Source organism: Nocardia speluncae NBRC 108251 (genome assembly GCF_001613245.1).
Classification (GTDB): domain Bacteria; phylum Actinomycetota; class Actinomycetes; order Mycobacteriales; family Mycobacteriaceae; genus Nocardia; species Nocardia speluncae.
On the sequence record NZ_BDBZ01000035.1, the window covers coordinates 83,843 to 98,460 of the forward strand.

13 protein-coding genes are annotated in these 14,618 nt (G+C 68.2%); all 13 read left to right on the forward strand.

Annotated elements, in window-relative coordinates; translation table 11 throughout:
* Positions 1 to 3 precede the first annotated feature (3 nt).
* On the forward strand, positions 4 to 1,269 hold the full coding sequence (locus tag NS6_RS25285) for a glutamate-5-semialdehyde dehydrogenase (protein ID WP_068046394.1): 1,266 nt from the start codon (positions 4 to 6) through the stop codon (positions 1,267 to 1,269).
* Between the two features lie 552 nt (positions 1,270 to 1,821).
* Positions 1,822 to 2,715: an AAA family ATPase gene (locus NS6_RS25290; protein WP_068046397.1), complete on the forward strand. Its 894-nt coding sequence runs from the start codon at positions 1,822 to 1,824 to the stop codon at positions 2,713 to 2,715.
* Positions 2,716 to 2,717: 2 nt separating this feature from the next.
* A complete protein-coding gene (locus tag NS6_RS25295; protein ID WP_068046400.1) occupies positions 2,718 to 4,124 on the forward strand; it encodes a vWA domain-containing protein in 1,407 nt (468 codons plus the stop codon).
* Positions 4,125 to 4,163: 39 nt separating this feature from the next.
* A complete protein-coding gene (nadD, locus tag NS6_RS25300) occupies positions 4,164 to 4,841 on the forward strand; it encodes a nicotinate-nucleotide adenylyltransferase (protein WP_245669503.1) in 678 nt (225 codons plus the stop codon).
* Positions 4,838 to 5,317, forward strand: coding sequence for a ribosome silencing factor (gene rsfS / locus NS6_RS25305; protein ID WP_068046406.1), 480 nt, complete (start codon positions 4,838 to 4,840; stop codon positions 5,315 to 5,317). Before nadD ends, rsfS begins: the two co-directional genes overlap by 4 nt.
* Positions 5,314 to 5,973, forward strand: a complete 660-nt coding sequence (locus NS6_RS25310; RefSeq protein ID WP_068046409.1) for a histidine phosphatase family protein — start codon at positions 5,314 to 5,316, stop codon at positions 5,971 to 5,973. The genes rsfS and NS6_RS25310 overlap by 4 nt, the downstream gene beginning before the upstream one ends.
* Entirely contained in the window at positions 5,963 to 6,130 is a 168-nt protein-coding gene (locus NS6_RS34940; RefSeq protein WP_157112935.1) for a hypothetical protein, read from the forward strand. Before NS6_RS25310 ends, NS6_RS34940 begins: the two co-directional genes overlap by 11 nt.
* 196 nt (positions 6,131 to 6,326) lie before the next feature.
* A complete protein-coding gene (gene octT, locus NS6_RS25315; protein WP_068046952.1) occupies positions 6,327 to 7,019 on the forward strand; it encodes a diglucosylglycerate octanoyltransferase in 693 nt (230 codons plus the stop codon).
* Between the two features lie 3 nt (positions 7,020 to 7,022).
* On the forward strand, positions 7,023 to 7,865 hold the full coding sequence (locus NS6_RS25320) for a DegV family protein (RefSeq protein ID WP_068046412.1): 843 nt from the start codon (positions 7,023 to 7,025) through the stop codon (positions 7,863 to 7,865).
* A 177-nt stretch (positions 7,866 to 8,042) separates the two neighbouring features.
* On the forward strand, positions 8,043 to 8,948 hold the full coding sequence (locus tag NS6_RS25325; protein ID WP_084471396.1) for a ComEA family DNA-binding protein: 906 nt from the start codon (positions 8,043 to 8,045) through the stop codon (positions 8,946 to 8,948).
* A gap of 96 nt (positions 8,949 to 9,044) precedes the next feature.
* Positions 9,045 to 10,688, forward strand: coding sequence for a ComEC/Rec2 family competence protein (locus NS6_RS25330; RefSeq protein WP_084471397.1), 1,644 nt, complete (start codon positions 9,045 to 9,047; stop codon positions 10,686 to 10,688).
* Positions 10,689 to 10,977: 289 nt separating this feature from the next.
* Positions 10,978 to 11,949, forward strand: a complete 972-nt coding sequence (holA, locus tag NS6_RS25335) for a DNA polymerase III subunit delta (RefSeq protein WP_084471429.1) — start codon at positions 10,978 to 10,980, stop codon at positions 11,947 to 11,949.
* Between the two features lie 914 nt (positions 11,950 to 12,863).
* Entirely contained in the window at positions 12,864 to 14,600 is a 1,737-nt protein-coding gene (locus tag NS6_RS25340) for an acyclic terpene utilization AtuA family protein (RefSeq protein ID WP_245669504.1), read from the forward strand.
* Positions 14,601 to 14,618 lie beyond the last annotated feature (18 nt).

Sequence of the window (14,618 nt, forward strand, 5' to 3'; positions counted from 1 at the left end):
CCTATGACGGCAGAGACCACCGCTGAGTTCGATATGCGCGAGGCCGTGCACGAGGCCGCCCGCCGGGCGCGGGTCGCGTCCCGGGTGCTTGCCCAGCTCACCACGGCCCGGAAGAACGAGGCGCTGCACGCCGCCGCGGACGCGCTGCTGGCCGCCGCGGATACGGTGCTGGAAGCCAACGGGGAAGACTTGGTGGCCGCGAAGGCAGCCGGAACCGAGGATTCGCTGCTGGACCGGCTGCGGCTCACCAAGGACCGGGTCGACGGGATCGCCGCGGGCCTGCGCCAGGTGGCGGCCCTGCCGGATCCGGTGGGGGTGGTGGAACGCGGGTCGACGCTGCCCAACGGGCTCGAGATCCGGCAGGTGCGGGTACCGCTCGGGGTGGTCGGCATGGTGTACGAAGCCAGGCCGAATGTCACCGTGGACGCCTTCGGGCTGGCGTTGAAGTCGGGTAACGCGGCGCTGCTGCGCGGGTCGTCGTCGGCGGCCAGGTCGAATGCCGCGCTGGTCGAGGTGCTGAGGTCCGCGCTCACCGAGGCGGGTCTCCCGGCCGACGCCGTCCAACTGCTGCCCAGCGAGAACCGCTCCAGCGTGACCCACCTGATCCAGGCGCGGGGTCTGGTGGATGTGGTGATCCCGCGCGGCGGCGCTGGGCTCATCAATGCCGTGGTGCGTGATGCCCAGGTCCCGACCATCGAAACCGGTACCGGCAACTGCCACGTCTACGTACATTCCGGTGCCGATCTCGATATGGCCGAGGAAATCCTGATCAACGCCAAAACCCGCCGGCCCAGTGTGTGCAATGCCGCCGAAACCGTGCTGATCGACGCCGCCATCGCCGAAACCGCCCTGCCGCGGCTGGGTAAGGCCCTGGCCGACAAGGGCGTCACTCTGCACGGCGACCTCGACGGTATGACTCCGGCCACGGACAAGGATTGGGCCGAGGAGTACCTGACCCTCGATATCGCGGTGAAAATCGTCGACGATCTCGACGCCGCCGTCGACCACATCAACACCTGGGGCACCGGCCACACCGAAGCCATCGTCACCGGCGAACTCGCGGCGGCCGACGAGTTCACCCGCCGGGTCGATGCCGCGGCCGTCATGGTCAACGCGTCCACGGCGTTCACCGACGGTGAGCAGTTCGGCTTCGGCGCCGAAATCGGTATCTCCACCCAGAAACTGCACGCCCGTGGCCCGATGGGCTTGCCGGAACTCACCTCGTCGAAGTGGGTTGTCCGCGGATCCGGTCAGATTCGCCCCGCGTAGGACCACATGGGCCGCGTCGACGTGGGGACGGGCCCGCAACCCTGAGCCGTGGTCCCTGTGGTTCAGCACCACGGCGCTGTCGTATCCGTGACCGCCGTGTACACCACGGTCAGGCGACGCCGCTGTGCCAAGTCATCGATCGCGCTTCGGTCTGCGCTGGGCCGGCGCAGCAGAATCGCGCGTCTCAGGTCAGTGGGCACCGCGTACCTCTTCCGGCAGAGCCGCCCACAGGTCTGCGATGGTGTTCCCAATGTCGCGTCGCAGTCGAAAATCTCGATATGCACCACACGCAACGACTCAGGCTGAGCCACTATCTGGAGGGGCGAATCGCGCCCTACCTCGGGTGAGGGAGCCTTTCCGGATATCCGTACGCGCTGATCCGAGAAATCGCAATTCGTTGTCATCATTGGAGCGCAGGCCACGGCCGCACCGGCCGACGAGCCGACGGCACGGTTCGGTCGTGAGCTGGGTCTCTTGGCCGCGGGGGACGAGGTGCACCAGGAGGGGGCCCGGTAGCGTGGGATGGGCAGAGTTCGACGGAAGGACGCCCCCATGGAGCCTGCGAGTTCCCCCATCCCGCTGGTTCAGGAGCCGATCTTCGCGTCGGTCGACGATGTGCAGGTGCGCCTCGCCGAAACCGGCTATCTGGCCGACAAGGCGACCGCGACCTCGGTTTTCCTGGCCGATCGTCTCGGTAAGCCGCTGCTCGTCGAGGGCCCGGCGGGTGTCGGCAAAACCGAGCTGTCGCGGGCGGTGGCGCAGACCTCGGGCGCGGAACTGGTGCGGTTGCAGTGCTACGAAGGTGTGGACGAGGCGCGGGCGCTCTACGAGTGGAATCACGCCAAGCAGATCCTGCGGATCCAGGCCTCCGGTGACAACGATTGGGCCGCGACCCAGGCCGATGTGTTCACCGAGGAGTTCCTGCTGTCGCGGCCGCTGCTCACCGCGATCCGGCGGACCGACCCGACGGTACTGCTCATCGACGAAACCGATAAAGCCGATGTGGAGATCGAGGGGCTGCTGCTCGAGGTGCTCAGCGATTTCGCGGTAACCGTTCCGGAGCTGGGCACCATCACCGCCGAACGCACACCGTTCGTGGTGCTGACCTCCAACGCCACCCGGGAGCTGTCCGAAGCCTTGAAACGGCGCTGCCTGTACCTGCACCTGGATTTTCCGGATCAGGACCTGGAGCGGCGCATTCTGGCGAGCCGGGTGCCGGAGCTCCCGCAGGCCGTGGCGGCGCAGCTGGTGCGGATCGTGCATGTGCTGCGCGGGATGCAGTTGAAGAAGCTGCCGTCGGTCGCCGAAACGATCGATTGGGCGCGCACGCTGCTCGCGCTGGGGCATACCGACCTCGACGATACGACGGTGCGCGAAACGCTCGGGGTCGTCCTGAAACATCGTAGCGACCACCAGCGTGCGCTGGCCGAGCTGAAACCGGTCTGATCATGGCGGTCACCGAGGACCGGCCACTGGCCCCGCACGGTCTGCCGGGACATCTGGTGGGGTTCGTGGAAGCGCTGCGCAAGCGTGGGATCCCGGTGGGGCCCTCGGAGACGGTGGACGCGGGCCGTGTCCTGTCCGTCCTCGATCTCATGGACCGCGAAGCCGTGCGGGAAGGCCTGGCGTGTGCCCTGCTGCGGCGCACCACCCACCGCGCCACCTACGACGGCCTCTTCGACCTGTGGTTCCCCGTGGCCATCGGAGAACGTGACGCCGCCGCGGATATCGAACTGCCCTATCGCGACGACGGCCGACTCGACGTCCCCGCGCTGCGCAAGATGCTGGCCGAAATGCTCGCCGATGAGAACTCCGGCGGTGCACAGGCGCTCATGGCCGGGCAACTGGTCGAACAGCTCGGGCAGTACCAGTCGGCACGTGGCGCATCGTTTTCGTCGTATCAGGCGCTCAAGGAAATCCAGCCACAGACGCTGCTGGCGCAGATCCTGGCCGGGATGACCACACCGGATATGAGCGATTTCGAGACCGAGATCGCCCGCCGGACGGCACGTGGGCGTATCGACAACTTCCGCCGGTCGGTGGAGGCCGAGACGCGGCGGCGGGTGGCCGAGCGGATCGGCCGGGAGCGGGTCGCTTCGTACGGAGTCGCCCGGCAGGCCGAGGATGTGGATTTCCTGCGCGCCTCGCAGAACGAGCTGGCCGAGCTGAAACGCAGTACCCAGCGACTCGCGCGCATCCTCGCCTCCCGGCTGGCGGTTCGCCGCCGGCACGCCAGGCGCGGCGAGATCGACCTGCGCAAAACGCTGCGCAAATCCATGTCGACCGGTGGGGTCCCGATCGATCTGGTGAACCGTAAACCGCGCCCCGGCCGTCCGGAGCTGGTGCTGCTGTGCGATGTGTCCGGTTCGGTCGCCGGATTCAGCAACTTCACGTTGCTGCTGGTGAGTGCCTTGCGTGAGCAATTCTCGAAGGTGCGTATCTTCGCCTTCGTCGACAACACCGACGAGGTGAGCACCTTCTTCGATCCACATACCCGGATCGACGAAGCCATGCAGCGGATCTTCGCCGAGGCCGATATCGTCGGCTTCAACGGTCACTCCGACTACGGCAGCGCCCTGACCAGCTTCGCCGACGGCTTCGCCGATGCGGTCACCAGCCGTAGCTCGCTGCTCATCCTCGGTGACGCCCGCACCAACTACCGTGACCCGGAGCTGTCCACCCTGGCCGAGCTCGTCGCCGTCGCCAAGCACGCCCACTGGCTCAACCCGGAACCGCGCCAGAACTGGGGGTCCGGCGATTCGGCCGCCGACCGCTACCAGCAGGTCATCGAAATGCACGAATGCCGGTCCGCGTCCCAGCTCACGGCCGTGGTCTCACGGCTGCTGCCGGTCTGACCGGAACCCGCCGCGAACCCCCCGTTAAGCTCGACACTCATGCGTGGAACAGGCCAGGGCGGACCCAAGCTCGGAGTGATGGGTGGCACCTTCGATCCGATCCACCATGGGCACCTGGTCGCGGCCAGCGAGGTCGCGCACCGGTTCGACCTCGACGAAGTCATCTTCGTGCCGACCGGTCAGCCCTGGCAGAAGTCGGGGCGGCGAGTCAGCCCGGCCGAGGACCGCTACCTGATGACGGTGATCGCCACCGCCTCCAACCCGCGGTTCTCGGTGAGCCGGGCCGATGTGGACCGCAGCAAGATGACCTATACGGTCGACACCCTGCGCGACCTGCACGCCCAGCATCCAGGCGCCGAGCTGTACTTCATCACCGGGGCGGACGCGCTGGCCAGCATCCTCACCTGGCAGGATTGGGCGGAACTGTTCGAGCTGGCGAAATTCGTGGGCGTCAACCGGCCGGGGTACGAGCTGAACATCGATCATCTGGCCGACCATCTGCGCGGCATGCCCGACGACGCGGTCACGATGATCGAGGTCCCCGCGCTGGCCATCTCGTCGAGTGAATGCCGCCGGCGCGCGGCCGAGGGCCGGCCTGTGTGGTACCTGGTCCCGGACGGTGTCGTCCAATACATATCGAAACGGCACCTCTATGTGCCGGCGCAAGCGGAAGGTAATGGAAGCGTGAACCGAGGACCAGGGGGAACCACACCATGACTGCGACAGCCGAGGCAGTACAGATAGCGACCGTCGCGGCGTTGGCTGCGGACGAGAAGCTGGCCGCCGATGTGGTGGTGCTCGACGTCTCCGAGCAGTTGGTGATCACCGACTGTTTCGTGATCGCTTCGGCGCCGAACGAGCGCCAGGTGAACGCCATCGTCGATAATGTCGAAGAGAAACTGCGCGCGGCCGGGCACAAACCTGTTCGCCGGGAAGGGACCCGCGAGGGCCGCTGGGCACTCTTGGATTATGTCGATGTGGTGGTGCATATCCAGCACAACGACGAACGTAATTTCTATGCGCTGGAACGGCTGTGGAAAGACTGCCCGGTCGTTCCGGTCGAGGGGATCGGCATGAGCGAGTCAGGCCCCGAGGCGGTGGCGGAGCGTGACCACGGAGGGCCCTCGGTCGTGCCGCGTGAACACGGCGTGCCCGGTGCCGCCGATGAGGAAAGTGCTGGAGATACCGAGTGACACAGAAAACCGGGGTGCGCACCCTGATCCTGTTGCGGCACGGGCAGACCGAATGGAACGCCGGTGACCGGATGCAGGGACAGATCGATACCGATCTCACCGATCTGGGCCGGCGGCAGGCCAAGGAGGCCGCACGGGAGCTCGTTCCCCACAAGGCGATCGGCCTGTTCTCATCCGACCTGAAACGGGCCTACGAGACCGCACAGGCGCTGTCGGAGCATTCCGGCCTGGAGGTGATCCGGGAGCCGCGGCTGCGCGAAACCCATCTCGGTGACTGGCAGGGGATGGGCGATGTGGAGGTCGATTCGCTCTATCCGGGCGCGCGCCTGGAATGGCGGATGGACGCCACCTACACCCCGCCGGGCGGCGAATCGAAGCTCGAGGTCGGCGCCCGGGCGCTACCGGTGGTGCAGGAATTGTTCGCCGAGCGGCAGGATTGGCCGGGCGCAACTATGATTCTCGTGGCGCACGGCGGGCTGATCGCCGCGCTCACGGCCGCATTGCTCGATCTGCCGCCCCAGAACTGGCCGGCCCTCGGTGGGCTGGCCAATGCCAGCTGGGTGCAGCTCAGCAGCCACGGTCCGAGCATCGAGAAGCCCGGCTGGCGTCTCGATGTGTGGAACGCAGCGGCGAAAGTAGCACCCGATGTCATCTGAAGACCTGAACCGGCAGATCCCGGACGAACTGTTCCAGCGGGTTTCCGCGAAACCGGAACGCGCGCTACCCGATGCGTTGTTCGGCCCGGCGACCCAGTCGCAACAGGACGAGAACGCCGAGAGTCCCGACGGCGACGATATGCGTAAGGCAGTCTGATCATCAGGAGGGTTGGGCAGTGACAGCCAGGTCGGAGGATACAGGCCGGCCGGAATCGACCGGGCCGGTAGATGGTTCGGCCGATCCGCAGTCCACGCCGGAAACCGGTTCGACCGCGGACCGTACCGGCGGCGCTGCCACCGCCCTCCCGCTCGAACAATCCGCGGGCGCGGAACCGGCGGCCCGGCGGCCGGTCCTGCTGGTGATCGCCGATTCGCTGTCCTATTTCGGGCCGAAAGGTGGTTTGCCTGCCGACCACCCCCGGATCTGGCCGAATCTGGTGGCGTCCGAACTCGACTGGGATGTCGAACTGGTCGCCCGCATCGGCTGGACTTGCCGTGATGGCTATTGGGCCCTGATCGGCGACCCCCGGGTATGGGCGGCCGTACCGCATGCCGGTGCAGTGGTTTTCGCGGTGGGCGGTATGGATTCCCTGCCCTCGCCGTTGCCCACCGCGCTCCGCGAACTGATCCGCTATGTCCGGCCCGCCGGACTTCGCCGGGTTGTGCGATCGGTCTACCAGTGGGTCCAGCCCAGGGCCTCGAAGCTGGGCAGCCGGGTGGCGCTGCCGCCGGAGCTCAGCGTGGACTATCTGGAGCAGTGCCGGACGGCGCTGGCCCAGCTGCGACCCGATCTGCCGATGGTGGCGGTATTGCCGTCGGTGCACGACTGCGACGCCTACGGGCGGGTGCACGGCGGCCGGGAACCGGCGGTGCGGGCACTCGAGAGCTGGTCGGCTCGTACCGGTGTGCCGCTGGTCGATCTGAAGGCCGCTGTGCGCGACAACATCTTCTCCGGCGACGCCAACCCCGACGGTATCCACTGGGGGTGGGACGGGCATTGCGAGGTCGCCACATCGATGGTGAAAACGCTGCGCGAGGTGGGATGAGCCGTGACGGTCGTGGTCGTCACCGATTCGTCCGCCGGCCTGCCCGCGGATCTCATCGGTGAGCTGGGTATCGATATCGTGCCTCTGCATGTCCTGGTGGGGGACACAACGATCCGCGAAGGCGTCGATGACCTCGAAATCGACTACACCGCGGATACCGTGAGTACCTCCGCGCCGTCCCCGGGCGAGCTCCGCGCCGCCTACACCGCGGCACTGGCGCGTAGCAGCGGTGACGGTGTGGTCGCGGTGCATCTGTCCCGGCAGCTGTCGGCCACCTGGGAGTCCGGGCGGCAGGCGGTCCGGGATATGGGAGCCGAAGAGTCCGTGCGGCTGGTGGATTCGCTGGGCGCCGGCCTGGCCACAGGACTACCGGCATTGGCCGCCGCCCGGTCGGCCGCTGCGGGTGCCACGCTGGATGCGGTGCACCGTGCCGCTGCCACGGCCGCGGCGAAATCGCACACCTTCATCCTGGTGAATCGCACCGAACAACTCCGCCGCGGTGGACGACTCAGTACCGCGGCCGGATTCTTCGCCAGTGAACTGGTGAGCAAACCGATCCTGCAGTTGGTGCAGGGCAGGCTGGAGTTACGGGAGAAGGTACGCACCCGGTCGAAGGCGGTCGCGAAGCTGGTGTCGGCCGCCGCGGCGGCCGCCGGATCCGGGGAAGCCGTTGTGGGGGTACAGCATCTGGATGCGGCCGATGCGGCGGAAACGGTGATCGCCCAGCTGCGTGAACGTCTTCCGCAGGTCCGGGAGGTTCTCACCGCGGAATTCGGTCCAGCACTGGGGGTGCACCTCGGCGTCGGAGCGGTCGGGGTACTGGTGTTGCCCGGCGGGTGGGGCTGAGCCGGCCATAGCGCGAGCAGCCTGTGTGCCGCCGGCGATTGCCACGAATGACTCGACCGGCGAGCTCTTCGGCGGACGGATCACGGAGTTGTCCACAGCAGCGGGTTGTCCACAAGCTTGTCGAAGTGCCTGCTCGGAGCGGGACTCGGATTTCACCGCGGGCCTAGCGTCGCCGGCATGGCACGACAAGACGAGCGGGAACGGGTACACCGGCAGCTGGGCGGATACCCCGGCGGCGGCCGGCGTGACGATTCCGGGATCGATGCGCCGCACCCGGATACCGCACTCACCGACGATGACGACGGTGTCCGGACTCCGCGCTGGCTCGACGCCGGGCCTGGTGCACCCACCTGGCGCGAACGCCTGATACCGCCCCGATTTCGCGGCGCACGGCTGGACCCGGGCCGCCGCGGTGTGGCGACCATGGCGGGAGTCGGGCTCCTCGCCTTCCTGATCACGCTGGTGGTGGTGTTCTGGGAACGCCCTGTCGCGCAACCCGTACCCCCGCTACCGGCCGCCCACCCCGCCGCGCTACCGGCGGATGCGGTACCGGCACCCGCTACTGCCCGCGCGCCTGTCGAACCGGAAACAGCGCCTGGCCCGCCACCGCCGGCCGAGCTGGTGGTGAGCGTGGTGGGTTTGGTGCACAGGACCGGTCTCGTCCGGCTACCACCGGGTGCCCGGGTCGCCGATGCCCTCGACGCCGCCGGCGGAGCGCTCTCCGGTGCCGACCTGACCGGGCTCAACCTGGCCCAGCGCCTCGTCGACGGCGATCAGGTCCGGGTCGGCCCCACTGATACCGCGACCCCGCCGCCCGGCAGCGCCACGATGAGCGAAGGCAGCGCAGCGGCGGCCGATCCGGATACGGGGGGCGCCGGGTCCCCCGCCGGAGCGCAGGTGAACCTGAACACCGCCACCCAAACGGATCTCGACGCACTGCCCGGTGTCGGTCCGGTCACCGCGAAGGCGATCATCGCCTGGCGGCAGACGAACGGTCGGTTCACCGATGTGGAACAACTGGCCGAGATCGACGGGATCGGTCCGGCCCGGCTCGCACGGCTGCGCGAAATGGTGACGATATGACGCGCCGGCCGCTGATCTCACCTGTTCTCGGTCAACCGGGCAGCAAGGTGGGCAGCCGAGCTGGTGGCTCGCGCGCATGATCGCCCGATTCCACCGATGACCGATTCGGACAGTACGGACAACGCGGACCGGAGTGAGCGATCGGCCGAGGAAACCGATGGTGCTGTGCAGGTACTGGATGCGCGGCTGCTCCCGGCGGCTCTGGCCTGCTGGTCGGCAACGATTGCGGCCGTCGCCGCGGGATGGGTCGCCGGGATCGCCGTTGCGGCCTGCCTGATTCTCGTGGCGCTCCTTTCCTGGGTGCTGCTGTGGGCCGGGACAGCTCACCGCGCCGAGTCCTATCGCGTGATCGCGACGACGGTACTCGGTGCCACCGTGCTCGGCGCGGGGTTTGCGCTGGCGGGTGCCTGGCGCGAGTACCAGGTGACAGTGCACCCGCTGCGAACGGTTCCGGACGAGGCAACCGTGCATGTGGTGATCACTCCGTCCGACGATCCGAAACCTGTGCGGAGCAGTGGATCGGGAGCCGGCCGCCTGTGGGTGGTGCGTGCCGCGCTGCGCGAGTTCCGCTACCGGGACGAGGTCGTGCGGACAGGCGGGTCGGTGGTCGTCCTGGCAGCCGGTCCGCACTGGCGTGAACTACTGCCTGGGCGCCCGATCGAATTCCGGGCCCGCACCGCGCCCCCGCGGCAACACGATCTGACGGTCGTCACGCTCCATCCGGTAGCGTCGCCGGCCGCGGCCGGACAGTTGCCTTGGTGGCAGGCACTCGCCGCGGGAGTGCGCGCGGATCTGGCCGCCGTCGCCCGGCCTGCGCTCGCTCCCGACGCGGCCGGGTTGCTTCCCGCGCTGGTCGTAGGTGACACCTCGGGTCTGTCCGATCGGGTCCACGAGGATTTCGTCGCCTCCGGACTACAGCATCTGGCCGTGGTCAGCGGAGCCAACTTCGCAGTGTTACTGACCGCGGTGCTGGCGCTGGCCCGGGTACTCACCTGCGGTCCGCGATTGTCCTTCTGCGCGACCGCCACCGCGCTGATCTTCTTCGTCGTCATCGCCCGGCCCGACCCCAGCGTCCTGCGGGCCGCCGCGATGGGAACGGTCACCCTCCTTGCCCTCCTGACCGGTCGCCGTAAACAGGCGCTGCCCGCGCTGTGTGCCTCGGTGATCGGTTTGCTGGCGCTGTGGCCCGCTCTCGCGGTCCAAGCCGGTTTCGCGCTCTCGGTCCTGGCCACCGGCGCCTTGCTGCTGCTGGCGCCGAGCTGGGCCGACCATCTCCGTGGTCGCGGCTGGTGGCGGTGGCCCGCCGAACTGGTCGCCGTCGCCGCCGCGGCCTTCGTCGTCACGGCACCGATCACCATCGCCCTGTCCGGCACGCTCAGCGCGGTGGCGGTCGCCGCGAATATCCTGGTGGCACCGGTGATTGCGCCGATCACCGTGCTCGGGGCGACGGCCGCGGTGGTGGCCACCTGCTGGTACCCACCCGCGGAGCTGATCCTGCACTGCACGGGTCCACCGCTGTGGTGGCTGCTCACCGTGGCAACCGAGGCGGCCGGTGTGCCCGGTGCACTGCTCACCGTGCCCGGCGGGTCACCCGGTGGACTGCTCGCGGCCTGCATAGTCACCGCCGGGATCGCAGCACTTCGTTCTGCTCGGATACGGAGATACCTCGCGGCCGCAGTACTGGGCGTTGCTACTGCCTATATTCCCCTGCTCCTGTGGTTTCACGGATATACACCCTGACCGGTGCGGAACGGGGTTCGTTCGGCCTGCGGGCCGACCGCCGCCGATCAATCGATTCCAGCTGCGAATCCCGGACGCGAAGCACCTCGGCGGCGAGGCCGGCGGGCGTTGCCGCAGCCGTCGGACCGACCGCCGTGCTCGACGGACCGGTGCTGCGCCGTCGACTCGAACTACCGGAACCGGCCCGGCGGGCCGTATCGCGGTGCAGGGCGAACGGAGTCATCCGGGCCGGGCTCGCGGGCGGGGCCGATCCGGGGGAATGTCGGGGCGCGCCCGTACGATCGGAGCCGTGAACGAGCGAGTGGCGGCGGTGCATCTGGTTCTGGGGGAAGAAGAACTGCTGATCCAGCGGGCAATTGCGGGGGTGGCGGCGCAGGTGCGGGCGGACGCCCCCGACCCGGACGCCGTCCCGGTCGACCGATTGCGGGCGGGGGATGCCAGTAGTGCCGAACTGGCCGAGCTGCTGAGTCCCTCGCTGTTCGCCGAGGACCGGGTGATCATTCTCGAATCGGCGGATCAGGCCGGTAAGGATGCCGTGGCCGTGATCACCGAGGCCGTGACGGCCCCGCCCGAGGGGGTGGTACTCATGGTGGTGCATTCCGGTGGCGGCCGGGCGAAGGCTCTGGTGCCGGCGTTGCGGAAGGCCGGGGCGGAGGTCCACGAATGCGCCAAGCTCGCGAAGGCGTCCGAGCGTGCCGAATTCGTGCGTGCCGAATTCCGGGCGGCGGGGGCGCGGGTCCCCGGCGAGGTGGTGCAGGCGGTTCTGGACTCGGTGGGGTCGGAATTGCGCGAGTTGGCGGCCGCCTGTTCGCAGCTGGTCGCCGATACCGGTGGCGATCTCGATCTCGCGGCGGTGCGGCGGTACTACTCCGGAAAGGCGGAGGTTTCGGGTTTCGAGGTCGCGGATCTGACGGTCGCCGGGAACCGGCCGGGCGCAGTGGAGGCACTGCGCTGGGCACAGGACCGCGGTGTTCCGCATGTGGTGCTTGCGGACGCGTTGGCCGATTCCGTGCATACCATCGCGAAAGTCGGGTCGGCCGGGCGTGGGGACCCGTTCAAACTGGCGGGACCGCTGGGGTTGCCGCCGTGGAAGGTGAAGAAAGCGCAGGCTCAGGCGCGCGGTTGGTCGCCGGCGGCGATCGGCTCCGCGCTGCGGGTCGTGGCGACACTGAACGCTGATGTCAAAGGTGGGGCCGCGGACTCCGGGTTCGCCCTCGAGGACGCCGTGCTGAAGCTACTGGCGCTACAGGGCCGCGACTGAGCGCCGGGGCAGGGACATGAGTGCGGGACCGCGGTGCCGGAGCTGCGGGTACCGAGGAGAAGGGGGCGGGGGAACGCCGGGTGGCCGACGGGCCGGATCCGGTCGGGGCCGGGCTCGGCAGTGTCTCGAAGTCGAGCAGCGAGCCATGGATTGATGGCGGCGGTGTGGAGCGTGGCGAGGTAGCGGACCGGCGAGTTTGTCGAACCGGGCGGCCGCGGCCCGATGTTTGTTTCAGCTGGTTGATACCGTGCTCGACGGTATTACGATCCCGGTAGATCCCGGAACAGGCTGTAGATCGCCTGCCAGGACCGGCCTCGGCACTCGCCCCGAGAACGCGCCAGGTGCCGTAATCGGCGCAGCGAAGTCGCGTCTCGCCGAGACGGCACCCGCCGCGACAGGTATCGACCGGCGCCGCCCTGTCGGGTATCAGCTGCGGCGAGGCACCGCGTTCGCCCACGTCGATCTGCGAAAGCAGAAGACCGCCGCTGGGCGCGCAATGTGGCCGTATCGGCCAGTATCGTCGGGAAGGCTCGCGACGCCCTCCCGGTGTGGACGGATGGCCACATCGGCGAGCGCGGTCTTCGCTCAGGAGTGGCCTCCTGGATCAGGATTTCCAGGACCTGTCCCCGTTTCAGGGTTGCCGGAGGATCCCCGAGGCCTACCGATTCGGCCGGTCCACGAGACGTTCATGCGTTCGGTGTCTGCCTCGTGATCTCGGCAGGCACGGTGAACCACCGATAAGTCCGGCGCTCCGGTTCGCGTCGGTAGACCTCCCGGTATCAGCGGTCGCCGGCCGGTGTGTTTCCGGTGACGAGTTCGGTCCATGGCAGAAACACCGTATTGACCACGTGTCCCACGTCACTTACAGTTCGATATATAAAGATTCTGCTACGTATATGCGTAAGGAATTCTCGATGAGACCCATTCGAATCGCCAACTTCTCCGGCTTCTTCGGTGACCGATCCAGCGCGTTGGCTCAGATGCTCCGGACCGCCGGGGCCGATGTCCTCACCGGTGACTATCTCGCCGAGGTCACCATGAGCGTGCTGGCGAAGCAGCGAGACCGGAATCCCGGCGCCGGATATGCCGCCAGCTTTCTTGCCCAGCTACGGCCGGTACTCGCCGAGTTCGCCGCCGGCGATGGGCGAATCGTGGTCAATGCCGGGGGGTTGCAGCCGCAGAGTCTGGCCGCGGCGGTTCGCGAGATGGCGCAGGCCGGCGGAACCCCGGTTCCGGTCGCCACGGTTGTCGGTGACGACGTGCTCGACCGGATAGCCGGGACGGACGCGGTGCCGGGCTCGGATGACTTCTGCCCGGTGACCGCCAACGCCTACCTCGGCGGTTGGGGTATCGCCCGGGCGCTGGCCGACGGGGCGCGAATAGTTGTCTGCGGCCGAGTGGCGGATGCGTCACTGGTGGTCGGCGCTGCGGCCTGGTGGCATGAGTGGGACCGGGACGCATGGGACCCACTGGCCGGTGCGCTGATCGCCGGACACCTCATCGAATGCGGAACCCAGGTCACCGGCGGAAACTTCTCCGGATTCGCCGCCACGACATTGTCGGACCTGGCGTTTCCCGTCGCTGAGATCGCCGCTGACGGAACGGTGGTCCTCGCCAAACCGGAACCATCCGGTGGCCGGGTCTCGGTCGATACCGTCACCGCGCAACTGGTCTACGAGGTGCAGGGGCGGTGGTATGCCAACCCCGATGTCGTCGCGGATCTGAGCACGATTTCGCTCGAGCAGACCGCCGACGATGTGGTGACCGTGTCCGGCACGGTGGGCGCACCGCCACCGCCGACCACCAAGGTTGCGCTGACCGGTGTGGGCGGCTGGGAGAATTCGATGCTCATCGGCGTCACCGGAATGGACTTCGAGGCCAAGCGTCAGGTCTTGGAGCAGGGTGTGCGGGCTGCGCTCGCCGATATAGCCGGGATCTCCACAGTGCGGGTGGAGCTGCTCGGGTGTGAGGCGCAAGCTCCCACCAGCCAGAACGAGGCGACCGGGTTCCTGCGCGTGGTGGCGCAGGGGCCCGATGAGTCCGCTGTCGGCCGAGCGTTCTCCAGTGTGATCGTAGAACTGGCCCTGGCGAGCTTTCCCGGGATCTATCTCACCGCACCGCCCGGCCGGGCAACCCGGCTCGGTGCCTACCGGTCCGTCCTCGTCGATCAGGCTGTCCCGGCCCATCGGGTCATCGACGAGGACGGCAGCATCGTGGAGATCGAGCCTCCAGCAGTGACTCGCACCTACGTAGAAGAGTTCGACCCGGCGGCCGAACCCGCTACCGATGACGCCGGTGACGGCAACCTCGTCGAGATTCGCTTGGGTGCACTTGTGCACACGCGATCCGGGGACAAAGGCGGCGACGCGAATGTCGGGGTGTGGGCGCACGACGCCCGCGTCTGGGCGTGGTTGCAGAACTGGCTGACCGTCCCACGTCTGCGCCGGCTCCTACCCGAGGCCGACGACCTCCTCATCGACCGCGTCGAGTTGCCGAACCTGAGGGCGATCAACTTCGTCATCCGCGGCCTGCTCGGCGGCGGCGCGATCTCCGCACTGCGGCTGGACAGCCAGGCCAAGGGCCTCGGCGAGTACCTCCGATCCTGCCGGGTGGAGGCCCCGAAGGCCCTCGTTTCCGAACTCACCTACTAGCCGGCACTTCTCGAAAAA

Coding starts and splice junctions, on each gene's coding strand:
- NS6_RS25285 (WP_068046394.1), top strand. CDS start 4: ATGACGGCAGAGACCACCGCTGAGTTCGATATGCGCGAGGCCGTGCAC.
- NS6_RS25290 (WP_068046397.1), top strand. CDS start 1,822: ATGGAGCCTGCGAGTTCCCCCATCCCGCTGGTTCAGGAGCCGATCTTC.
- NS6_RS25295 (WP_068046400.1), top strand. CDS start 2,718: ATGGCGGTCACCGAGGACCGGCCACTGGCCCCGCACGGTCTGCCGGGA.
- nadD (WP_245669503.1), top strand. CDS start 4,164: ATGCGTGGAACAGGCCAGGGCGGACCCAAGCTCGGAGTGATGGGTGGC.
- rsfS (WP_068046406.1), top strand. CDS start 4,838: ATGACTGCGACAGCCGAGGCAGTACAGATAGCGACCGTCGCGGCGTTG.
- NS6_RS34940 (WP_157112935.1), top strand. CDS start 5,963: ATGTCATCTGAAGACCTGAACCGGCAGATCCCGGACGAACTGTTCCAG.
- NS6_RS25325 (WP_084471396.1), top strand. CDS start 8,043: ATGGCACGACAAGACGAGCGGGAACGGGTACACCGGCAGCTGGGCGGA.
- NS6_RS25330 (WP_084471397.1), top strand. CDS start 9,045: ATGACCGATTCGGACAGTACGGACAACGCGGACCGGAGTGAGCGATCG.
- NS6_RS25340 (WP_245669504.1), top strand. CDS start 12,864: ATGAGACCCATTCGAATCGCCAACTTCTCCGGCTTCTTCGGTGACCGA.